The following is a 20,616-nucleotide window of genomic DNA, read 5'->3' on the forward strand; positions in this document are numbered from 1 at the left end:
GCCAGCACTAGGGTCGTAAGGCGCGGTAGTCAGATCGGTCATTACTTGTAAGCGGGGGCACGACGTGCGGACAATGCGGAGCTGGTTCCGGGACACCACCGGCGGACTGCCGAGGACCTTCTGGTACCTGTGGTCGGGGACCCTGATCAATCGGCTCGGCTCGTTCGTCCTCGTGTTCCTCGCGATCTACCTGACCCAGGAACGTGGCTTCTCGCCCTCCCAGGCCGGCCTGGTGCTCGGTCTCTGGGGCGTCGGCGGCGCGGTCGGCACCACGGCCGGCGGGGCCCTGGCCGACCGGTGGGGCCGCCGGCCCACGCTGCTCACCGCGCATGTCGGCGCGGCGACCATGATGCTCGCCCTCGGGCTGGCCCGGGACCTCTGGGCGGTCGCGCTGGGCGCCCTGCTGCTCGGCATGTTCGCCGAGGCCGCCCGGCCGGCGTTCGGGGCCATGATGATCGACGTGGTGCCGGCGAAGGACCGGCTACGCGCCTTCTCGCTCAACTACTGGGCCATCAACCTCGGCTTCGCCTGCGCCGCCATCCTCGCCGGCCTCGCCGCGCAGGCCGATTACCTGCTGCTGTTCGTGGTCGACGCGGGCACGATGCTGATCACCGCACTGATCATCTTCGTCCGGGTGCCGGAGACGCGCCACGGCGGATTCACCGTCGCGGCGACCACCGCCCCGCGCGGCGCCCTGCGCACGATCCTCACCGACCGGGTCTTCCTCGGCTTCGTGACGCTGAACCTGTTCGCCGCGCTGGTGTTCCTCCAGCACATCTCGATGCTGCCGATCGCCATGGGCGACTCCGGCCTGAGCCCGGCCACGTACGGCTCGGTGATCGCCCTCAACGGTCTGCTCATCGTCGTCGGCCAGCTCTTCGTGCCTCGCCTGATCCGGGGACGCAACCGCTCGCAGGTGCTCGCCGTCGCCGCCGTGGTGATGGGCGTCGGGTTCGGGCTGACCGCGTTCGCGGGCAGCGCCTGGTTCTACGGGCTGACCGTGTTGATCTGGACGGTCGGCGAGATGCTGAACTCGCCGTCGAACTCCACGCTGATCGCCGAGCTGTCCCCGGCCGAGCTGCGCGGTCGCTACCAGGGCGTGTTCGGCCTCTCCTGGCAGATCGCCGGGGCGAGCGCGCCCATCCTGGGCGGCCTGGTCCGTGAGCACGTCGGTAACGCGGCGCTGTGGCTCGGCTGCGCCGCGATCGGTGTGCTGACGGCGGTGGCCCACCTGGCGTCCGGCCCCGCCCGCGAGCGGCGGGCCACCGCGCTGCGGCACGCCGCCGAGGTCGCGGCGCCGGTGGGCACCCGTTCGCCGCAGCCCGCCGGGACCGCGGCCTGAGTCCGGTACGACCACCGCGCGCAGGCCCGACTACCGTTCCGAGGAAACGGTTAAGAAACTGAACTGTCGGGAGGTCGCATGCACGCCCTGCGGCGCTGGTGGCACGACACCGCAGGCGGGCTCCCCGGCGCCTTCTGGTACCTCTGGGCGGGCCTGCTGATCAACCGCGCGGGCGCGTTCGCCATGCTCTTCCTGTCGCTCTACCTGACCGACGCCCGAGGCGCCAGCGCGGCGGTGGCCGGCGCCGTCGTCGGGGCGTACGGCGCCGGTGGGGCGGTCGGCGTGCTGTTCGGTGGCGTGCTGGCCGACCGGTGGGGTCGCCGGTCGACTCTGCTCGCCGCCCACCTGGCCACCGCCACCCTGATGGTGGCGCTGGCCTTCAGCCGTCCTCTGCTGCTGATCGCGGCATTCGCCGCGCTGGTCGGCGTCGCGCACTCCATGCCCGGCCCGGCGTTGGTGGCGGCGATCGTCGACGTGGTGCCCACGGACCGGCGCTCGCGCGCGTTCAACCTGGAGTTCTGGGCGTTGAACCTCGGGATGGCGGTCGCCTCGCTGCTCGCCGGGCTGGTGGCCGAGGCGAGCTTCACCGCGCTGTTCCTCATCGACGCGGGCGCCACGCTGACCGCCGCCGCCGTCATCGGCTGGAAGGTTCCGGAGACCCTGCGACGGGCCGCTCCGACCAGCCACCCGACGGCCGGCCGGCCCCGCCGGCCCGGACTGCTCACCGTACTCAGGGACCGGATCTTCCTGGTCTTCGTCGGGCTCACCTTCGTGCTGGCCGTCCTGACCCTGCAGACCTCGACGATCATGCCGCTGGCGATGCGAGCGGACGGCCTCGGGCCGTCGGCGTACGGCGTGGTCGTGGCGCTCGGCGGCGCGCTGATCGTGCTGGGGCAACTGTTCGTGCCCCGCCTGATCGACGGACGCCGCAAGGCCGTCGTACTGGCCGCCTCCACCGCCCTGCTGGCGGTCGGCTTCGGAGTGCTCGCGGTCGCCGACGAGCTGGCGGTCTACCTGGGCGCGGCGGTGGTCTGGACGGTCGGCTCGATGCTCGCCGCCCCGCCCAACGCCCAGATCAACGCGGATCTCGCGCCGCCGGACCTACGGGCGCGGTACCAGTCGGTCTTCTATCTGACGTTCCCGGCCGCGGCGTTCGTCGCGCCCATGCTGGGCGGGGTGAGCCTGCAGTACCTCGGTGACCGGCACTGGCTGATCGTGGGCGGATTGGGCCTGCTGGCCGCAGTCGGCCACCTGTTGGCCGGGCCGACCCGCGAGCGCCACGTTGACGCGCTGCGCCGGGCCGCCGACCGGGAGCCGGCAGACGCGATCCCGACAAGCTGACCGTACGACGGCAAAGCGCCCACCACGTCCCGAAGGTCGTGGTGGGCGCTCGCCGGTGGGGCCGGCGGCGGCGGGCAACACTCACCCCCGTAAGCATCGCCCGCTCGCGCCGCCGGTCCAAACAGGTGGGCACCGTCCCCCAACGGTTGATCCACCCGTCCCCTCGCACCTCGCCTGGTGCGCGGATCTGATCGATCCGCCGCTCCCCCGAACGTTTCCAAGCGCGGTGCGGCGCAATAAAGCTAGTTCGGCCGGATTCTGGATTCAACCCAGATGGGCTGTCTCGCCGGTCACAACTGACGAGTATCCCCAGCTCTGGCCTCGGTCTCTGGCAACAGCCGGGTACCCGTCGAGCATTCCCGCAAACACCTCAACCGTCCTCACGATCGGGTGACTCGGTCCGGAAGAAGTTGCTCTGCCGACCGTCGCGCATCTGCTCCTGATAGATCAGATTGAGCCGGCGCAGATCGAATGTGTGGAACCACTCATCCCAGGTGATCTCACGAATCCGGCTGCTTTCCCGATATCCGGGAATGTTGAAGGTCAGAACACCGGCCCGACCCTCCCGCTCGGTACCCGCGATGGTCGCCGGCTTCGCGCCACGCGCTCGCGCCCACCGCTGGATCACCTCGTGATTCGCGGTGATCAAACTCCGGCCCGGCCGCTCCGGCCGGTCGGCGATCGACGCGATCACCTGCGAGCTGCGGACCGACCGTCCGCTGCCCCGCCCGGTCCGGATCCCACCGGCCGCCGTACCCGTCGACCGGCTTGCCGTGGCCCGCTTCGCGGGAGCCGCGCTCTTCGCCGTGGCGCGTTTCGCCGGGGCCGCGCGCTTGGCGGCCGGTCGGGCCGGAGACTTCTTCGCGGGCGCCTTGCGCGCCGGCGCGGTACGAGCGGTGGCGGAGGTCCGACGCGCGGCCGTCGACTTCGCCGCCGTCGTCTTCTTCACGGTGGCCGACCTACGGGCCGCCGTCGACGTCCGTGCGGTCGTCGTCTTCTTCGCAGCCGCCGTCTTCCGCGCCGGGGTGGCTCTCTTCGCGGCGGCCGTCTTCTTCGCGGCGGCTCGCTTCGCCGGGGCGCTCTTGTTCGCGGGCGCGGCCTTCGCGCGACTCGGCACCGCCCGCGCCGCCGACTTCTTCGTCGCGGCGGCCCGACCCGCCGACGCCCTGCTGCCGGATGCCCGCCCGGCCGGCCCGGTGCTGCGCCGACCCGCGCCACCGGCGTCCGAACGCAGCGAGCGCACCAACTGTTTCACCAGGTCGGGCTTGCGCATCGCGGAAATACCGGAGACCCCGCGCTTGCGCAGTTGCCCCCGGATGTCGTCCACCCGCATCTGCGAGATCGCCGACTCGGAGACGCCCGGGGTACCCGGAGTCTGGTTGCCGGCCTGTCGTCTGGTCCTGGTCGCAGTCCCGCCGCGACCTGAGCTGTTCCGCTGAGCCATGGGACGCTCCGCTCCTCGACACTCCGTCCTCGGCGCGCGGGGGTCCCTGTGCCGCACCGCGCGCCGCGGCATACCCCTCAGGAACGACCCGAACCCTCGCGGGTGTCGCAGCCCCACCCCACAACGCCGCCGATCTTGCACATTCAGCTGTCGATACGACCGCTTATGCCACTTCTGTCGCGACAGAAAGTGCAGGATCGCGGGAGATGGGGGGGTGGCGCGGGTCGTCAGGCCGGGTCGGTGGTGGCAGCTGGGGTGGAGGGCTCGAAGAGGTGGGCGAAGGCGGCCAGGTTCGCCGTCGACTCGCCGCGCTTGACGCGCCACTCGTACTCGCGCCGGATCGAGCTGCCGAAGCCGATCTCCAGCATCCTGTCGAAGGACTCGTCGGAGTAGGTGAGGACCGAGCCGAGCAGCCGATCCAGCTCGTCGGCGTCCACGCCGGCCGGATTGACCCGCCCGGTCAGGTAGACGTCGCCGACCGCGTCGATGGAGAAGGAGACGCCGTACATCCGGGCGTTGCGCTGGAGCAGCCACGCCCACAGCTCCTCGCGGCGCTCGTCGGGCTGGCGCATCACGAACGCCTCGATCCGCAGCGCGTGCTCGCCGACGATCAGGTTGCAGACCGTCTTGAGCTTGTGGGTGCCCGGCAGGGTCACCGCGTACGCGCCGGGACCGGTCGACTCCCAGGCCAGGTCACGCTCGGCGCAGACCGACTCGATGAGGGTCGCAAGATCGCTCTTCGGGCTCACCGGACCCACTCTACGACCGACCCGGCGTACCCGCTCCGGTGGCGAGCGGCCCTGGTCACCAGGAGCAGGACAGAGCCGGATCGCAGGCCAGGTCAGCGGCGAGCCGGGCCCGGCGCGCGGCGATCGCCTCGCCGTAGACGTCGAGCAGACCCGACACCGTACGGTCCCAGGAGAAGTTCCGGGCGTGCCGCGCGGCGCCCCGGGACAGCGTGGCCCGCAGGGCGCTGTCCGGCAGCAGGCGACTGAGAGCACGGGCCCAGTCCACCGGGTCGTGCCCGTCGATCAGCATCCCGCTCACGTGGTCCCGTACGGCGGTGACCAGCCCGCCGACGGCGGCGGCCAGCACCGGCGTACCGCAGGCCTGGGCCTCCAGGGCGACGAGCCCGAAGGATTCGTTGTGGGACGGCACCGCGACCAGGTCGGCGGCCCGGTACAGGGCCGGCAGGTCGTCGCCGGTACGTGGTGGCAGGAAGACGACCCGGTCGGTGACCCCGAGGGTGGCGGCCAGCTCGATCAGGGCGGTCGGCCGGTCCAGGCCACTGCCGCTGGGCCCGCCGCAGATCACCACGGTCAGCTCGTCGGCCAGGGCGGGGTCACGCTCGCGCAACGCGGCGACGGCGCGGATCAGCACGTCCGGCGCCTTGAGCGGCTGGATCCGACCGACGAAGGCCACCACGTAGCCGTCGACCGGCAGCCCCAGCCGGCGGCGGGCGGCACGGGCGGCCAGGTGGCGGTCACTCGGTGCGGGCCGGAAACGGTCCAGGTCGACGCCGGGTTGCACGACGGCGACGTGGGCGGGGTCCGCGTCGTACCGCTCGACGAGGTCGCGGGCCTCGACCCTGGTGTTGGCGACCAACCGGTCCGCCTCGGCGACCACCTGCTCCTCGCCGATCACGCGGGCCTTCGGTTCCGGCCGGTCGTCGGCGGCGAGCTGGGCGTTCTTGACCTTCGCGAGGGTGTGGGCGGTGTGCACCAGCGGCACTCCCCAGCGCTCCTTGGCCAGCCAGCCGACCTGGCCGGAGAGCCAGTAGTGGGAGTGGATGAGGTCGTAGTGCCCGGGCGGGCGGGACGCCTCCGCCCGCAACACCCCGGCCGTGAACGCGCAGAGCTGGCCGGGCAGCTCCTCCTTGGTCAGCCCTTCGAGCGGACCGGAGGTGATGTGCCGGACCTGCACCCCGGGGGCCATCTCGACGACCGGGGGAAGGTCGCCCGACGTGGCCCGGGTGAAGATCTCCACCTCGACGTCGGCCTCGGCGAGCCGCCGGGCGACTTCCAGGATGTAGACGTTCATCCCCCCGGCGTCGCCCGTTCCGGGCTGGTGCAGGGGGGACGTGTGTACGGAGAGGGTGGCGATGCGGCGGGGCCGGGGCCACGGCTGGGCACCTCGCTGACGACCGACGCCGGTGTGCAGTTCCGCCACGTCCGCTCCTTCTGTCACGGTTAATGTCGTCACGCACGACCGGCGCTTCTCGGTCAACCTGTACGCCGGATGTCATCTTCCCCATCGGGCTACGGAAATGCGTCGGCGCGGCGGCCCGGCGTGACGGACCTCATCACCGACGGCCGCCGGCGCAGCCGTACGCCCGGTCGGCATCGGCGGCGCGGCGCGGGTGACAATGACCCGATGACCTCTGTCGCCATCGTCACCGGAGCGTCCAGCGGGATCGGCGCGGCCACCGCCCGACGGCTCGCCGCCGAGGGCTTCCACGTGCTCGCCGCCGCCCGCCGCGCCGACCGTCTCGCCGATCTCGTCGCCGAGATCACCGCCGCGGGCGGGCAGGCCACCGCAGTGATCTGCGACGTCACCTCGGACGAGTCGGTGGCCGGGCTCGCCGAGGCCGCCGCGCAGGCGGCCGGGCCGGTCACCCTGCTGGTCAACAACGCCGGCGGCGCGCGCGGCCTGGACCCGGTGGAGTCCGGCTCGCTCGACGACTGGCAGTGGATGTACGACGTGAACGTGCTCGGCACGCTGCGGGTGACCCAGGCGCTGCTGCCGGCGCTGGAGGCGTCCGGCTCGGGGACCGTCGTGGTGGTCTCCTCCACGGCCGGGCTGACCGTGTACGAGGGCGGCGGCGGCTACACGGCGGCGAAGCACGCGCAGACGGCCATCGCCGGCACGCTCCGGCTGGAGCTGTGCGGCCGGCCGCTGCGGGTGATCGAGATCGACCCGGGGATGGTGAAGACCGACGAGTTCGGGCTGGTCCGCTTCGCGGGGGACGCCGAGCGGGCCGCCGCCGTCTACGCCGGGGTGCCCGGGCCGCTGGTCGCCGAGGACGTGGCGGACTGCATCGCCTGGTGCGCCACCCGCCCCGAGCACGTGAACATCGACCGGCTGGTGGTCCGGCCGCGGGCCCAGGCCGCACAGCACAAGGTGCATCGGGTCTCCTGACCCCGGGGACCGGACGCATGAGCGGGGCTCCACGACGCCGACCCCTCGGGGTGGTCACCCGGGGCACGACCAACCCGAACCGGCTCCGCCGGGTCGACAACTGGATCGTGGCGACGTGCGCCGAACGGCTGCGGGCTGCGGCCGATCCGCTGGTGGTGGACCTGGGCTACGGCGAGACGCCGGTCACGGCCGTGGAGCTGCGAGCCCGGCTGGCGGCGGGGGTCCGTCGGGACGTACGGCTGGTCGGGCTGGAGATCGACCAGGCGCGGGTGGCCGCCGCGACGCCGGCCGCCGACCCGCCCGGCCTGACCTTCGCCCGGGGTGGCTTCGAGCTGGCCGGGCTCCGGCCGGTGCTGGTCCGCGCGTTCAACGTCCTGCGACAGTACGACGAGAGCGACGTGCCCGACGCCTGGCGCACGATGACCGCCGCGCTCGCTCCCGGTGGGGTGCTCGTCGAGGGCACCTGTGACGAGTTGGGCCGCCTGGCGAGCTGGCTGCTCATCGACGCGGACGGACCTCGGACGTTGACCCTGGCCGCGAAGCTCACCACGCTGGGCAGCCCCGCCGAGCTGGCCGAGCGGCTACCCAAGGCGCTGATCCACCGCAACGTTGCGGGCGAGGCCATCCACGACCTGATCCAGGCGTTGGAGGACGCCTGGCGGACGGCGGCCCCGTACGCGACGTTCGGCCCCCGCCAACGCTGGGTGCAGGCGGTGACCCACCTGAAGGCCGCGGGCTGGCCCGTCCTGTCCACCCCGAGGCGCTGGCGTCAGGGCGAGCTGACCCTCCCCTGGCCCTGTCTCGCGCCCTGACCCCAGCCCAACCGCCGCGATCTGGCCCAACCGCCGCGATCTTGCACTTTCGGTTGACGATGCGCACCATTGCGCCGCTTATGTCGCCACCGAAACCGCAAGATCGCGGGGCGGAGGGCGGAGGGCGGAGGGCTAGAGGGCGCAGTTCACCAGGACTGGTTCGGGGTGCAGGGTCACGCCGAAGCGGTCGTGCACCTCGTCGCGGATGGTGTCGGCCAGCGTCAGCAGGTCGCCGGTGCTGGCGGTGCCGCTGCGGTTGGTGAGGGCGAGGGTGTGCTTGCCGGAGATGGCCACGCCGCCGGGGCCGGGGTGCCCCTTGGCGAAGCCCGCCTTGTCGATCAGCCAGGCCGCGCTCACCTTGACCATGCCGTCGGATCCGGGCCAGGCCGGAGGCTCGCCCAGCCCGGCGGCGCGTTCGCGGAGCAGCTCGTACGTCGCCTGGTCGAGGACGGGGTTGGTGAAGAACGAGCCGACCGAGCGAGTGTCCGGGTCGGCGGCGTCGAGCACCATCCCCTTACCGGCGCGCAGTCGCAGCACCGCGTCGCGTGCGTCGGCCAGCGGCACCTGGTCGCCCACCTCGACGCCGAGCGTCCGGGCCAGTTCGGCGTAGCGCACCGGGCCGGACAGCGGCGAGCGGGCGAGCCGGAAGTCGACCGAGAGTACGACCCACCGGTCCTGGTACTTGAAGATGCTGCCTCGGTAGGCGAAGCCGCAATCGGCGGCGGGGACGGTCTGGCGGGTGCCGTCGAGGCGGTCGTACACCTCGACCCCGGTGATCGTCTCGGCGACCTCCTGGCCGTACGCGCCGACGTTCTGGATCGGGGTGGCGCCGGTCGAGCCGGGGATGCCGGAGAGGCATTCCAGGCCGGACCAGCCGTTGCGGACGGTGGTGGCGACCAGGTCGTCCCACGGCTCGCCGGCCTCGACACGTACGGTGACGAACTCGGCGTCCTGGCTGAGGACCCGCAGGCCACCCGAGCGCACCAGCACGACCGTGCCGGGGAAGCCGGCGTCGCCGATCACCACATTGCTGCCGCCGGCCAGGACGAGGATCGGCTCGTCCGCGGCCCGAACCGCCCGGATGATCTCGTCGGCGCTGGTCGCGGCAACGATGCGCCCGGCCGGCCCGCCCATCCGTAGCGTGGTGTAGTCCGCCAGGGGACCCGGAATGGCACGATCGGCTTCGGTTGTCGGCTGGGCGGAGGCGTCTGACACGTCTTTCACCTTAGGCTGATGGGCAGCCGCGGCACCCACTGGTGGCCCGGCACCCCCGGGAGGATGGCGATGAGCAGAGTGCAGGGCGGCAAGGATTTCTGGATTGGGGCGCTCCGGGCCGAGGGTCCGGCGTTCGCCGCGGCGGTTGCCGAGGCACCGCCGGAGACACCGGTGCTGTCCTGTCCCGGCTGGACGGTCAATGATCTCACCCTGCACCTCGCGGGCCTCTACCACTGGGTTTATTCGTTCGCCGGATCCGGGAGCACGGAGGCGCCACCTCGCCGGGAGGCGTCCGAGGCGCCGTCCGGCGTGACCGCGCTCCAGCTCTGGCAGCACGGGTACGACCAGTTGATGACCCTGTTCGACGGGCTCGACCCGGAGGCGCCGGCGTGGAACTGGGCCCCGCAGCCGAAGAAGGCCGGTTTCTGGCCGCGCCGGATGGCACACGAGACGGCGGTGCACCGCTGGGACGCCCAGCTCGCCATCGCGGCCGGCGAGCCGGTCGAGGCCAAGCTCGCCGCCGACGGGGTGAGCGAGGTGCTGGACACGTGGTTGCCGGCCGGCCGGCGGCAGGTGAAGGGCGACTGGCACGGGGTGGTCCAGCTCGCGGCGACCGACGCGGACCAGGAGTGGTATCTGCGGCTGCGTGGCCAGGGAGTGGCGCTGCTCGACACGGCGACGATCTTCGACCACGACGACCACCACGCCCGTGCACAGGTCAGCGGCACTGCGAGCGACCTGCTGCTGGCGCTCTGGGGCCGGGTCAGCTTCGAGACGCTCGACGTCACGGGCGACCGTGCGCTGCTGGACGGTCTGCGCACCGGCTGATCCCGCTCCACCGCACGTGACGAGGGCGTCACCCCGCCGAGGGTGACGCCCTCGTCGTATTTAACGGGACAGATTCGTGAGAGCGCTCTCTTGACAGTGCGCGGGCGACCCACCACCCTGACGTGAGAGCGCTCTCTTGGCCTTCTGCCACCACCTCATCACCCTGAGAGAGGTCCATACGATGGCTGTCCTTCCGCGCCGCCGCCTCGCCGCGGTGGCCCTCGCCGCAACGACCGCCCTGCTCGTCACCGCCGGCTGCGGCGGCGGTGACGACGCCGAGTCGGGCGGACCGATCACGCTGACCGTCGACGTCTTCGGCCAGTTCGGTTACGACCAGCTCTACCAGGAGTACATGGCCGCACACCCCGACGTGAAGATCGTCGAGCGGGGCACCGGCAGCAACCTCGACGAGTACTCACCGAAGCTGACCCAGTGGCTCGCCGCCGGCCGGGGCGCCGGCGACATCGTGGCCATCGAGGAGGGCCTGCTCGTCGAGTACAAGGCGAATCCGAACAACTTCGTCAACCTGCTCGACCACGGCGCCGCCGACCTCAAGGGCAACTTCCTGGAGTGGAAGTGGAACGCCGGCCTGACCGCCGACGGCAAGCAGCTCATCGGCCTCGGCACCGACGTCGGCGGCATCGCCATCTGCTACCGCAAGGACCTCTTCGAAAAGGCCGGCCTGCCCACCGAGCGGGACGAGGTGTCGAAGCTCTGGCCCACGTGGCAGGACTACATCGCCACCGGGGAGAAGTTCGTCGCCGCGAAGACCGGCGCGTCCTTCCTCGACGCGGCCACCAACACCTTCAACACGATCCTGTTGCAGACCGCCGGCAACACCACCGGCTACAGCTACTACGACACGAGCGGCAACGTCGTGGTCGACAGCAACCCGGCCGTACGGCAGGCCTGGGACACCACGATGGACATCATCGACTCGGGCCTCTCCGGCAAGTACGGCTCGTGGTCCGAGGAGTGGGTGTCCGCCTTCAAGCAGACGAAGTTCGCCACCATCGCCTGCCCCGCGTGGATGACCGGGGTCATCGAGGGCAACGCCGGGCCGGCCGCCAAGGGCAAGTGGGACATCGCCCGGGTTCCCGGCAACGGCGGCAACTGGGGAGGCTCGCACCTCGCCGTACCGAAGCAGAGCAAGCACCAGGCCGAGGCCATCGAGCTGGCCAAGTTCCTGACCAGCGCCAAGGGTCAGATCGGCGCGTTCAAGGCCAAGGGGCCGCTGCCGTCGTCGCCGCAGGCGCTCGACGACCCGGCGATCGCCCAGTCGACGAACGCGTACTTCTCCGACGCGCCCGTCGGAGCGATCTTCGGGACCGGCGCGAAGAGCCTGAAGCCGGTCTACATGGGCCCCAAGAACCAGGCCGTCCGTACCGAGGTGGAGAACGCCGTACGGACCGTGGAGCTGGGCCAGCGCAGCCCCGCGCAGGGCTGGACGGACGCGGTGACCAACGCCAAGAAGGCCGCCGCCAAGTAGCCCGAGCCAGCGTGCGGGCGGGCCCCGGAAGCCGGGGTGCCGCCCGCACGACGGAAAGGAGTTTCCGGGCATGACCGTCCAGCTCGACGCCCGTCCGCCTGTCGCACCGGCGACCAAACCCCGCCGACAATCGTCGGGCCGGCTCAGCCGCCTCGACACCCGCTACTCGCCGTACCTCTACATCGCCCCGTTCTTCCTGCTCTTCGCGGTGTTCGGGATCTACCCGCTGGCGTACACCTTCTGGGTCTCACTGCACGACTGGGACCTGCTCGGCAGCGAGCACCCGTTCGTCGGCGCGGAGAACTACACCCGGCTGCTCGCCGACGTGGACTTCTGGCACGCGCTGGTCAACACGCTGGGCATCTTCGTGATCTCGACCGTGCCGCAGCTGCTCGCCGCCCTGTGGTTGGCCAACCTGCTGAACCGGGGGTTGCGGGGGCGTACGGGCTGGCGGATGGCGGTGCTCGTCCCCAACGTCACCTCCACGGCCGCCGTGGCGATCGTCTTCGGGGTGCTCTTCGGCCGCGACTTCGGCATGGTCAACTGGCTGCTCGACCTGGTCGGGCTGGACCCGATCGGGTGGAAGTCCAACCGGATCGCCTCCTGGGTGGCGATCTCCGCCATGGTCGACTGGCGGTGGACCGGCTACAACGCGTTGATCCTCCTGGCCGCGATGCAGGCCATCCCCCGCGATCTCTACGAGGCGGCGGCGATCGACGGCGCGAGCCGGGCCCGACAGTTCTGGTCGGTCACCGTGCCGCTGCTCAAACCGACGATCATCTTCTGCACCATCATCGCCACCATCGGCGGCCTCCAGCTCTTCACCGAGCCCCGGATGTTCCACTCCGGCACCAACCCGATCCGCGGCGGACCGCTGCGCGAGTCGCAGACCCTGACCATGTACATGTTCGAGAACGCCTTCGCGCCGCACTACAACTTCGGATACGGATCGGCGGTGGCGTGGCTGCTCTTCGCGCTCATCGCGGTCGTCGCGGCCGTCAACGTGCTGGTCCTGCGCCGCCTCGGCGGGTCGGGCCCCGGCAGGAAGGGTGCCCGATGAGTCGGCTCTGGCGGGCCAGCCCGCTCACCTACTTCGCCCTGGTGGTCGCCGCCGCCCTGTCGATCTTCCCGATCTGGTGGATGTTCGTCGTCGCCAGTCGTACCAGCGACGCCATGGGCCAGCTGCCGCCCCCGGTCACGCCGGGCAACAACCTGGGCGCCAACATCGCCCGGCTGTTCGACAACACCGACGCGTACTTCCTGACCGGCCTGATCAACTCGGTGATCGTGGCGACCACGGTCACCGTCTCGGTGGTGTTCTTCTCCAGCCTTGCCGGGTTCGCCTTCGCCAAGCTGCGCTTCCGGGGCCGCAACGCGCTGCTGTTGGTGATCATCGCGACCATGATGGTGCCGACGCAGCTCGGCGTGATCCCGCTCTACCTGCTGATGACGAAGTTGCAGTGGAACGACCGGCTGCCCGCGGTCATCGTGCCGGTGCTGGTCACCGGGTTCGGCGTGTTCATGATGCGGCAGTACGCCGGCCAGGCCATCAGCGACGAGCTGATCGAGGCCGCCCGGATGGACGGCTGCGGCACCGCGCGCATCTGGTGGCACGTCGTGCTGCCGGCGCTGCGCCCGGCCGCCGCCGTGCTCGGTCTGCTCACGTTCATGACCACCTGGAACGACTTCCTGTGGCCGTACGCTGTGTTGAACGACCCGGCCAATCCGACCGTTCAGCTCTCCCTGCGGGCGCTGTCCGACGGGTACTACCAGGACATGTCACAGGTGTTCACCGGCACGGCCATCGCGACGCTGCCCCTGTTGCTGGTCTTCGTGCTGTTCGGTCGCCAGATCATCGGCGGGATCATGGAAGGTGCGGTCAAGGCGTGAACGAGATCCGATTTCCCGAACACTTCCTCTGGGGAGCGGCCACCGCCGCGTACCAGATCGAGGGCGCGGCCCGCGACGACGGTCGCGGTCCGTCCATCTGGGACACCTTCTGCCGTACGCCGGGAAAGGTGTACCAGGGCCACACCGGTGACGTCGCCTGCGACCACTACCACCGGTACGCCGACGACGTGGCGATGATGGCCGAACTGGGCCTGGCGGCGTACCGGTTCTCGGTCGCGTGGCCCCGGATCCAGCCCGACGGCAGCGGCCCGGTCAACCCGCGCGGGCTGGACTTCTACGACCGCCTCACCGACACCCTGCTCGCCCGGGGCATCGACCCGATCGTCACCCTCTACCACTGGGACCTGCCGCAGAGCCTCCAGGACCGGGGCGGCTGGACCAACCGGGAGACCGCCGAGCACTTCGCCACGTACGCCACCGCCGTCCACGCCCGCCTCGGCGACCGGATCGACACCTGGACCACCCTCAACGAGCCCTGGTGCTCGGCGTACCTCGGGTACGGCAACGGGGTGCACGCCCCCGGTGAGCGGGACGGGGCGGCGGCCTTCACCGCCGTACACCATCTGCTGTTGGCGCACGGCCTGGCCGCGCGGGCGCTGCGCGCGGCCGGCGCGCGCAGCGTCGGCATCACCATCAACCCGGCGGATGTACGACCGGCCGACCCGCAGAGCGCGGCGGACGCGGCCGCCGTCCGGCTGGTCGACGGCCTGCACAACCGGATCTTCCTGGATCCGATGCTGGCCGGCGGATACCCCGACGACGTACGCGAGCACGTGGCGCGCATCGTCGAGCCGACGTTCATCCACGACGGCGACGAGAAGGTGATCGCGGCCCCGATCGACCTGCTCGGCCTCAACTACTACGCGCCCACCTACGTGGCGGGGCGGCCCGACGGCGACGGTAACGGGGCGTATCCGGGCACCGAGGGCGCCGTGCACTTCCTGCCGCCCAGCGGACCCCTCACCGACATGGGCTGGATGATCGAGCCGGCCGGGCTGACGCGGCTGCTGGAACGGATCGCCGCCGACTACCCCGGCGTGCCCCTGCTGATCACCGAGAACGGCGCGGCGTTCCCCGACAAGGCCGGCGCCGAGTCGTCCGGAGGGCTGGGGCAGGTGATCGACAACGACCGGATCGCCTACCTCGACGGGCACCTGCGGGCCGCCCACGAGGCGATCTCCCGGGGCGTTGATCTGCGCGGCTATCTCGTATGGTCATTGTTGGACAACTTCGAGTGGGCGGAGGGATACCGCAAGCGGTTCGGGATCGTGCACGTCGACTACCTGACCCAGCGGCGCACACCGAAGGCCAGCGCCCGGTGGTACCAGGAGGTGATCTCCCGGAACGGGCTGTGACGAGCGGGGGGGCAGTCACGATGACGACGGCGCAGCGGCCGACGCTGGAGGCGGTGGCGGCACGGGCCGGGGTGTCCAGAGCCACCGTCTCCCGGGTGGTCAACGGCTCCACCACCGTCGCCGAGCCGATCCGGGAGGCCGTCAAGCGGGCGGTCGCCGAGTTGGGGTACGTGCCCAACCTCGCCGCCCGCAGCCTCGTCACCCAGCGCACCGACTCGATCGCCCTGGTCATGCCGGAGGCGGCCACCCGGGTCTTCTCCGACGACCAGGTGTTCCCCGGCATCATCCGGGGCGTCAGCCAGGAGTTGGAGGCCGCCGACAAGCAGTTGGTGCTGATGCTGGCCGGCTCACCGGCCGGGCACCAGCGGGTCGAGCGGTACACCAGCGGCCGGCACGTCGACGGAGTGCTCTTCGCCTCGCTGCACGGCGCCGACCCGCTGCCCGGCACGCTGGCCCGCCTCGGCATCCCCGTGGTGGTCAGCGGCCGGCCGCTCGGCGACTCACCCGTGCCGTACGTGGACGTCGACCACGTCGGCGGCGTCACCGCCGCCGTCCGGCACATGATCGACAGCGGTCGGCGGCGGATCGCCACCATCGCCGGCCCGCAGGACATGGTGGCCGGTATCGAACGGCTCAACGGCTACCGGGAGACGGTCGCCGCCGCCGGGCTACCCGAGCTGGTCGCCGTCGGCGACTTCACCCGGGAGTCCGGCGCGGCGGCGATGCACCAGCTCCTCAGCGAACACCCCGACCTGGACGGGGTGTTCGCCGCCTCCGACCTGATGGCGCACGCCGCCCTACGTACGCTGCGCGAGTCCGGTCGGCGGGTGCCCGAGGACGTGGCGGTGGTCGGCTTCGACGACATCGAGACCGCCGCGTACACCGAACCGCCACTCACCACCGTCCGGCAGCCGATCGTGGAACTCGGCCGACGCATGACCCGGCAACTGCTGCGGCTGGCGGCGGGCGAGGCGATCGAACCGGCGGTCATGCTCGAAACCGAGCTGATCATCCGCGCCTCGGCCTGACCAGGCCTTCGACGCGCCTCGTCAAGATCCGCGCAACTTCGGTGTTGTTGCTGCTTCCCGGCGTCGGGAGGCAGCAACAACCCTGAAGTTGCTGCCTGGCGCGTTAATGCGTCGCCGCCGTGCGGCGGGACGGACAGCGCGATGGCCGCGTACCTGGATGCGGTACGCGGCCATTGCGGTGCCGTGCGGACGGCGAAGGTGTTGGTGGCCGCCCTGGGCGGCCACCAGGCGGATTACGGCTTGACGGTCAACTGGAGCAGGGTGGTCGGCTCCCCGCCACCGTCGCCCTCGCCGAACTGGGTGCTGCCGTTCGGGTCCAGGTCCTTGGTGGTGCGCACGCCGGCGTCGGTGGTGACGGTGGCCGTGCCGTTGTGGCCGGTGGTCGAGGTCTGGCCGTCACCGCGGATCTCGTAGACGCCCGGCACCTTGAGGTCGAGGCGGCCGGTCGACGCGAGCGCCTTGAAGCAGATCAGGCCCTCGCCCGTCTGCCCGATCGGCGCGACCGTGTTCACCCGGATCACACCGACGTTGTTGACGGGCGGGGTGTTGCAGTCGGCCAGCACGATATGACCGTCGCCCGAGATCAGCTCGACATTCTGGCTGGCGAGGATCGCCGCGGCGCCCGGGTACTTGAAGTCCTCCACGATGGAGCCGCCGTTGGTCTCCGTCGGGACGTCCTCGTTCGCCGCGAGCGCGACGCCAGCGAAGGTCGCTGCGACGGCGGCCCCCGCCACACCCACCATCGCCGCCTTGGACAGCATGCGCATGCTTTTACCTCTTCCTCACTCAAATTCCCAGCCGTCATAGCGGCGAGTCCTTCGCCCCCGTGCAGTGACGAGCCCAGCCCGCGCAGGATACTGAACTATCTGGGGTATGTCTGCCCCTCCTGAACGAGCCTTCACCTTCCTGGCCGGCGACCGCGTCCCGGCAGCCGGGCGGATAATTCGTAGCTGTGCCGGGTGATCGTGGTTAGCCTCGCCGGCATGCCGGATCCTGTCGCGCTGCTGCACGTGCCCGCTCTCTCCGACGTCGCCGAGTACGCGTACGCGGCCACCGTCGAACCGCCCGCCCGGCTGGTGTTCACTGCCGGCGCGTGCCCGCTCGACGCCGACGGTCGTACCGTCGCGCCGGGCGACCACGCCGCGCAGGCCCGGCAGGTGATGGCGAACCTGGAGACCGCCCTCGGCGCGGCCGGCGCGCGGCTCACCGACGTCGTCAAGACCACCGTGTACGTGGCATCGTCGCGGCAGGCGGATCTGGTGACCGTCTGGGAGGTCGTCCGGGACTTCTTCGGCGACCACGATCCGCCCAGCACCCTGCTGGGTGTGGCCGTGCTCGGCTACACCGACCAACTCGTCGAGATCGAGGCCGTCGCCGCCGTACGGACGGAGGCCTGACATGCGCATCCGCCCAGCCCGACCGGACGACGCGGCAGCCGTGGTGGCGCTACGGGCGATCGTCCACCCGTACCTGGTGCGCGGGGTCGAGTCGACCCGCAAGATGATCGCCGATCCGCCGCCGGTCGACGGCTGGACCGCGCTCGTGGCCGAGGTCGACAGCCAGGTGGTCGGCTGGACGTCCGCCGAACCCACCACCTCGACCTCCGTGGAGGGCTTCGGCGACGTCAGCATGCTGCACGTACACCCCGACCACCGCCGCCGAGGCATCGGGACCGCGCTGCTGACCGCCGCGACCGACCACCTCCGCCCCCTCGGGGTCCGCCGCGTCCGCGCCATGGCCACGGCGGACTCCTTGCCGTTCGCCCTCCGGCACGGCTTCACCCCCAGCCGCGAGGTGCGCTACTCGGCGCTGGAACTGACCCCACCGCCCGCGCTGCCCGAGCCGCCGGCGGGCGTACGGCTGCGGCCGATCGCCGAGATGGACCCGCACCTGCTCTACGAGGCGGACGTCGCCTCGGCCGTCGACGAACCCGGCGACGTACCCGTCGACGCGGTCAGCTTCGAGAGCTGGCGGTACGACGTGTGGGACAACCTCGGACTCGACAAGTTCGCCAGCACCGCCGCCGAGGTCGACGGCGACGTGGCCGCGTTCAGCCTGGTCAAGCGGGACGGTGACCGGATGTGGTCGGACTACACCTGCTCCGTCCCGGCGTACCGGGGACGGGGACTCGCCCGACTGGCCAAGACGGCAGCGCTGCACCGCGCCGCCGAGAACGGCGTACGGATCGCGTACACCTCGAACGACGAGTCGAACGCACCGATGTTGGCGATCAACGCCCGGCTGGGCTACCGACCGGTGGCGACCCTGTCGACCTGCCTGGCCGACCTGACCTGACCTGATCAGTCAGCTCCGCCTTCGCTGCGTGGGCGCGTCCATTCCAGGAACCGCGCGACGTACACCGCCGGGTCCGGTCGCAGGCCCAACCTCAGCGCGTCGGCGAACGCCTCCCGCGCGAGCGTGGTCAACATGAGCAGCATCCCGACCCGGTCGCCGTGCCAACGGGACAGCAGTGACAGCCGCGCGGCCGAACACGGCCAGTGGGCGCCACAGCGGGTACAGCGCCAGTGCGGCAGGCCGGCATGATGCGGGCGCGGACGCGGGCTCATCCGGCGCACCCGTTGGCCAACTGCACGCCTTCGCGCCGCACGTAGAGCTCCCGCCGGGCGACCGCGTCACCGTGCGCGCCCAACTCGTAGGCGTCGAGCCACACCCACCCGTCGTACGTGGCCCACTCCAGCTCGCGGATGACCCGCACGGTGATCGGGCGCAGGAACTGCACGCTCGCGGTCGCCGACAGGCGTAGCAGGTCGCCGGCCCGGAATGCCGGTCCTGGTGCTGCGGGCATGTCTCCCCCTCCGGTGGGCCAGGAGGGGCCGCCCCTGAATGCTCGCCCACGGGACGGCCCCGGGCTGACACCGCCGCCGGGCTACACCTCCACCAGCAGTGCCGCTCACCCGAAGGCTGCCAACCGTTGCCGGATGAACACACAGCGTTGCACTATGTACTTTGGACGTTCGGGACAGAGGAGGGCATACGCGGGATGAACCGAGCCGTGATGGCCGCGATGAATGAAGCTGGGGAGACTGCCGAAAGCCTCGCGGGCCAGGTGGGAGTGGACCCGAAGACCGCCGCGCGATGGGCGAGCCACGGACGAGTCCCACAGACGCGGCATCGTGCCCAGGTCGCCGCGATACTCCGCAAGGACATTGACGAGTTGTGGCCGGACGTCCTGAAGCGCCGCGAGCCACCATGGTTCCGGGCATGGACCGACATCGAACGTGAGGCGGTGGGCCTGCGGTGCTACGAGTCGTCCGTCATCCCCGGGCTACTCCAGACCGAGGCATATGCCCGCGCCGTCATCACGAGCGGGCCGCTCAGCGCTGATGCCGGACTCTATGTAGAGACGCGTCTTCGGCGGCAGGAGGCAGTCTTCGATCGGCCTCGCCCGCCGATGACGGTCTTTGTCATCGATGAAGCGGCATTACGCCGCGGTCCTGCCGACCTGATGAGCGCACAAATCGACCACCTGGCAACGATGGCACAACGGCCGAACGTCATGGTGCATGTGATCCCGCTCAATGCTGGACTACACCCTGGGCAGGCCGGGCCCTTCGTTCTTGCCGCGACACCGGACGGCGAGACCGTCGGCTATCTCGATGACCAGGCGGCCGGGCGCATCACTAATGACGTTGCTCCGCTGTGGGCGGTCTGGGATACCGTGAGGTCGGTAGCGCTTCCGCGTGACCAGACCGTCGAGTTCCTGAGAGCGCGAGCATGGATGACCTGACCGGCGCCGGCTGGCGCAAGAGCACCCGCAGCAGCTCCAACGGCGGCAACTGTGTCGAGGTCGCCGACAACCTTCCGGGCGTCGTCGCGGTTCGCGACTCGAAGGATCGCGATGGCGGCACCCTCCGGTTCGACCGGCACACCTGGCGGGGCTTCGTCGACATGGTGAAGACCGCCGCCCTCTGAGCCACCACATCGACGAAGACCCTCGGGTGAACCCGGGGGTCTTTCGCTGTGCCTGGCGGCGATGCCAACTGTGGTCGCACCGCAACGAAGAGATCTTGGACAGTTACCGTCAGCAGATGACGGTAACTGTCCAAGATCTGCGGGCGGTGCGGGCGGACCGGGCGGACCGGGCGGACCAGGGGTGATCACTTGATGGTGACCGGTCCCCAGAAGCGACTTCCAACTGGTGAGCATCAAGTGATCAAGCCGAGAGACGCACGGGCCTACGCCGCGTCGAAGACCTCGCGGGCCGTTGCGTGCGTGTCCGCGCCGAAGAGCACCAGGCGGGCCTCCGTGACCGATGCGGGCGTGGCCGCGCGGAGCACCGTCAGCGCCTGGCGGACCGCGTCGTCGACCGGCCAGCCGTAGATACCGGCGGAGATCAGCGGGAACGCCACCGTGGCCGCGCCCAGCTCGTCGGCGACCCGCAGGCTGTTGGCGTAGCAGTCGCGCAGCAACCCCGACCGGTCCTCGCCGGCCGAGAAGACCGGGCCGACCGTGTGGACGACCCAGCGGGCCGGCAGGTTCCCGGCCGTGGTCGCCACCGCCTGCCCGGTGGGCAGCCCTCTGCCGTACCTGGACGCGCGCAGCGCCCGGCACTCGGCCAGGATGGCCGGGCCGCCGCGTCGGTGGATCGCGCCGTCCACGCCACCGCCGCCGAGCAGGGACGAGTTCGCGGCGTTCACGACGGCGTCGACCCGCTGGTCGGTGATGTCGCCCTCGATCAGGGTGATCTCCACG

General features: G+C 71.1%; 22 protein-coding genes. 14 read left to right on the forward strand and 8 right to left on the reverse strand.

Features of this window, described 5'->3' with window-relative positions; all coding sequences use genetic code 11:
• Positions 1–64: 64 nt before the first annotated feature.
• A complete protein-coding gene (locus tag ACTFTM_RS29380; RefSeq protein WP_449563559.1) occupies positions 65–1,342 on the forward strand; it encodes an MDR family MFS transporter in 1,278 nt (425 codons plus the stop codon).
• Between the two features lie 78 nt (positions 1,343–1,420).
• The gene (locus ACTFTM_RS29385) at positions 1,421–2,683 is read left to right on the forward strand and encodes an MFS transporter (protein WP_449563560.1); all 1,263 of its coding nucleotides are present in this window, start codon (positions 1,421–1,423) and stop codon (positions 2,681–2,683) included.
• A 370-nt stretch (positions 2,684–3,053) separates the two neighbouring features.
• On the opposite strand, the gene ACTFTM_RS29390 is transcribed toward ACTFTM_RS29385, so the two are convergent.
• The 3 genes from ACTFTM_RS29390 to mshA form a co-directional block, all read right to left on the reverse strand.
• Positions 3,054–3,917, reverse strand: coding sequence for a hypothetical protein (locus tag ACTFTM_RS29390; RefSeq protein ID WP_449566766.1), 864 nt, complete (start codon positions 3,915–3,917; stop codon positions 3,054–3,056).
• A 437-nt stretch (positions 3,918–4,354) separates the two neighbouring features.
• Entirely contained in the window at positions 4,355–4,876 is a 522-nt protein-coding gene (locus tag ACTFTM_RS29395) for a YbjN domain-containing protein (RefSeq protein ID WP_449563561.1), read from the reverse strand.
• Between the two features lie 55 nt (positions 4,877–4,931).
• A complete protein-coding gene (gene mshA, locus ACTFTM_RS29400) occupies positions 4,932–6,296 on the reverse strand; it encodes a D-inositol-3-phosphate glycosyltransferase (protein ID WP_449563562.1) in 1,365 nt (454 codons plus the stop codon).
• A gap of 204 nt (positions 6,297–6,500) precedes the next feature.
• Between mshA and ACTFTM_RS29405 the strand changes: the two genes are divergently transcribed.
• The gene (locus ACTFTM_RS29405) at positions 6,501–7,265 is read left to right on the forward strand and encodes an SDR family oxidoreductase (RefSeq protein ID WP_449563563.1); all 765 of its coding nucleotides are present in this window, start codon (positions 6,501–6,503) and stop codon (positions 7,263–7,265) included.
• A 17-nt stretch (positions 7,266–7,282) separates the two neighbouring features.
• The gene (locus ACTFTM_RS29410; protein ID WP_449563564.1) at positions 7,283–8,077 is read left to right on the forward strand and encodes a class I SAM-dependent methyltransferase; all 795 of its coding nucleotides are present in this window, start codon (positions 7,283–7,285) and stop codon (positions 8,075–8,077) included.
• 132 nt (positions 8,078–8,209) lie between these two features.
• Here ACTFTM_RS29410 and ACTFTM_RS29415 read toward each other — a convergent pair whose 3' ends face one another.
• The gene (locus ACTFTM_RS29415) at positions 8,210–9,292 is read right to left on the reverse strand and encodes a UDP-N-acetylmuramate dehydrogenase (protein ID WP_449563565.1); all 1,083 of its coding nucleotides are present in this window, start codon (positions 9,290–9,292) and stop codon (positions 8,210–8,212) included.
• Between the two features lie 69 nt (positions 9,293–9,361).
• Between ACTFTM_RS29415 and ACTFTM_RS29420 the strand changes: the two genes are divergently transcribed.
• The 6 genes from ACTFTM_RS29420 (at position 9,362) to ACTFTM_RS29445 (ending at position 15,903) form a co-directional block, all read left to right on the forward strand.
• Complete coding sequence (locus ACTFTM_RS29420) at positions 9,362–10,120, forward strand: maleylpyruvate isomerase family mycothiol-dependent enzyme (protein WP_449563566.1); 759 nt, start codon at positions 9,362–9,364, stop codon at positions 10,118–10,120.
• A gap of 181 nt (positions 10,121–10,301) precedes the next feature.
• Positions 10,302–11,609 (forward strand): ABC transporter substrate-binding protein, encoded by a 1,308-nt coding sequence (locus ACTFTM_RS29425; RefSeq protein ID WP_449563567.1) that lies wholly within the window; start codon positions 10,302–10,304, stop codon positions 11,607–11,609.
• Between the two features lie 70 nt (positions 11,610–11,679).
• Positions 11,680–12,669: a carbohydrate ABC transporter permease gene (locus ACTFTM_RS29430; protein ID WP_449563568.1), complete on the forward strand. Its 990-nt coding sequence runs from the start codon at positions 11,680–11,682 to the stop codon at positions 12,667–12,669.
• Entirely contained in the window at positions 12,666–13,499 is an 834-nt protein-coding gene (locus tag ACTFTM_RS29435) for a carbohydrate ABC transporter permease (RefSeq protein ID WP_449563569.1), read from the forward strand. Before ACTFTM_RS29430 ends, ACTFTM_RS29435 begins: the two co-directional genes overlap by 4 nt.
• Positions 13,496–14,875, forward strand: a complete 1,380-nt coding sequence (locus ACTFTM_RS29440) for a GH1 family beta-glucosidase (RefSeq protein ID WP_449563570.1) — start codon at positions 13,496–13,498, stop codon at positions 14,873–14,875. Before ACTFTM_RS29435 ends, ACTFTM_RS29440 begins: the two co-directional genes overlap by 4 nt.
• A gap of 20 nt (positions 14,876–14,895) precedes the next feature.
• On the forward strand, positions 14,896–15,903 hold the full coding sequence (locus tag ACTFTM_RS29445) for a LacI family DNA-binding transcriptional regulator (protein WP_449563571.1): 1,008 nt from the start codon (positions 14,896–14,898) through the stop codon (positions 15,901–15,903).
• A 233-nt stretch (positions 15,904–16,136) separates the two neighbouring features.
• Here the strand turns inward: ACTFTM_RS29445 and ACTFTM_RS29450 are convergent, their stop codons facing one another.
• Positions 16,137–16,670, reverse strand: a complete 534-nt coding sequence (locus ACTFTM_RS29450; protein WP_449563572.1) for a hypothetical protein — start codon at positions 16,668–16,670, stop codon at positions 16,137–16,139.
• 216 nt (positions 16,671–16,886) lie between these two features.
• On the opposite strand from ACTFTM_RS29450, the gene ACTFTM_RS29455 reads away from it, so the two are divergent.
• Together ACTFTM_RS29455 and ACTFTM_RS29460 are read left to right on the forward strand one after the other, a co-directional pair.
• Positions 16,887–17,300 (forward strand): RidA family protein, encoded by a 414-nt coding sequence (locus ACTFTM_RS29455; protein ID WP_449563573.1) that lies wholly within the window; start codon positions 16,887–16,889, stop codon positions 17,298–17,300.
• A gap of 1 nt (position 17,301) precedes the next feature.
• On the forward strand, positions 17,302–18,198 hold the full coding sequence (locus ACTFTM_RS29460; protein WP_449563574.1) for a GNAT family N-acetyltransferase: 897 nt from the start codon (positions 17,302–17,304) through the stop codon (positions 18,196–18,198).
• 5 nt (positions 18,199–18,203) lie between these two features.
• Here the strand turns inward: ACTFTM_RS29460 and ACTFTM_RS29465 are convergent, their stop codons facing one another.
• Together ACTFTM_RS29465 and ACTFTM_RS29470 are read right to left on the reverse strand one after the other, a co-directional pair.
• A complete protein-coding gene (locus tag ACTFTM_RS29465) occupies positions 18,204–18,470 on the reverse strand; it encodes a flavin reductase (RefSeq protein WP_449563575.1) in 267 nt (88 codons plus the stop codon).
• The gene (locus tag ACTFTM_RS29470) at positions 18,467–18,709 is read right to left on the reverse strand and encodes a hypothetical protein (protein WP_449563576.1); all 243 of its coding nucleotides are present in this window, start codon (positions 18,707–18,709) and stop codon (positions 18,467–18,469) included. Before ACTFTM_RS29470 ends, ACTFTM_RS29465 begins: the two co-directional genes overlap by 4 nt.
• A gap of 195 nt (positions 18,710–18,904) precedes the next feature.
• Between ACTFTM_RS29470 and ACTFTM_RS29475 the strand changes: the two genes are divergently transcribed.
• Together ACTFTM_RS29475 and ACTFTM_RS29480 are read left to right on the forward strand one after the other, a co-directional pair.
• Positions 18,905–19,651 carry a DUF5753 domain-containing protein gene (locus ACTFTM_RS29475; RefSeq protein WP_449563577.1) on the forward strand — a complete coding sequence of 249 codons (747 nt, stop codon included), beginning with the start codon at positions 18,905–18,907 and terminating at the stop codon, positions 19,649–19,651.
• Positions 19,648–19,836: a DUF397 domain-containing protein gene (locus ACTFTM_RS29480; RefSeq protein WP_449566767.1), complete on the forward strand. Its 189-nt coding sequence runs from the start codon at positions 19,648–19,650 to the stop codon at positions 19,834–19,836. Before ACTFTM_RS29475 ends, ACTFTM_RS29480 begins: the two co-directional genes overlap by 4 nt.
• Before the next feature lie 263 nt (positions 19,837–20,099).
• On the opposite strand, the gene ACTFTM_RS29485 is transcribed toward ACTFTM_RS29480, so the two are convergent.
• A complete protein-coding gene (locus ACTFTM_RS29485; RefSeq protein ID WP_449563578.1) occupies positions 20,100–20,615 on the reverse strand; it encodes an O-acetyl-ADP-ribose deacetylase in 516 nt (171 codons plus the stop codon).
• Position 20,616 lies beyond the last annotated feature (1 nt).

It is taken from the genome of Micromonospora sp. RB23 (genome assembly GCF_053585025.1).

Bases quoted from the DNA above. Each gene is read 5' to 3' on its own strand.
- ACTFTM_RS29385 (WP_449563560.1), top strand. From the start codon at position 1,421: ATGCACGCCCTGCGGCGCTGGTGGCACGACACCGCAGGCGGGCTCCCC.
- ACTFTM_RS29420 (WP_449563566.1), top strand. From the start codon at position 9,362: ATGAGCAGAGTGCAGGGCGGCAAGGATTTCTGGATTGGGGCGCTCCGG.
- ACTFTM_RS29445 (WP_449563571.1), top strand. From the start codon at position 14,896: ATGACGACGGCGCAGCGGCCGACGCTGGAGGCGGTGGCGGCACGGGCC.
- ACTFTM_RS29460 (WP_449563574.1), top strand. From the start codon at position 17,302: ATGCGCATCCGCCCAGCCCGACCGGACGACGCGGCAGCCGTGGTGGCG.
- ACTFTM_RS29470 (WP_449563576.1), bottom strand. From the start codon at position 18,709: ATGCCCGCAGCACCAGGACCGGCATTCCGGGCCGGCGACCTGCTACGC.
- ACTFTM_RS29410 (WP_449563564.1), top strand. From the start codon at position 7,283: ATGAGCGGGGCTCCACGACGCCGACCCCTCGGGGTGGTCACCCGGGGC.
- ACTFTM_RS29450 (WP_449563572.1), bottom strand. From the start codon at position 16,670: ATGCGCATGCTGTCCAAGGCGGCGATGGTGGGTGTGGCGGGGGCCGCC.
- ACTFTM_RS29430 (WP_449563568.1), top strand. From the start codon at position 11,680: ATGACCGTCCAGCTCGACGCCCGTCCGCCTGTCGCACCGGCGACCAAA.
- ACTFTM_RS29475 (WP_449563577.1), top strand. From the start codon at position 18,905: ATGAACCGAGCCGTGATGGCCGCGATGAATGAAGCTGGGGAGACTGCC.
- ACTFTM_RS29425 (WP_449563567.1), top strand. From the start codon at position 10,302: ATGGCTGTCCTTCCGCGCCGCCGCCTCGCCGCGGTGGCCCTCGCCGCA.
- ACTFTM_RS29455 (WP_449563573.1), top strand. From the start codon at position 16,887: ATGCCGGATCCTGTCGCGCTGCTGCACGTGCCCGCTCTCTCCGACGTC.
- ACTFTM_RS29465 (WP_449563575.1), bottom strand. From the start codon at position 18,470: ATGAGCCCGCGTCCGCGCCCGCATCATGCCGGCCTGCCGCACTGGCGC.
- ACTFTM_RS29405 (WP_449563563.1), top strand. From the start codon at position 6,501: ATGACCTCTGTCGCCATCGTCACCGGAGCGTCCAGCGGGATCGGCGCG.
- ACTFTM_RS29435 (WP_449563569.1), top strand. From the start codon at position 12,666: ATGAGTCGGCTCTGGCGGGCCAGCCCGCTCACCTACTTCGCCCTGGTG.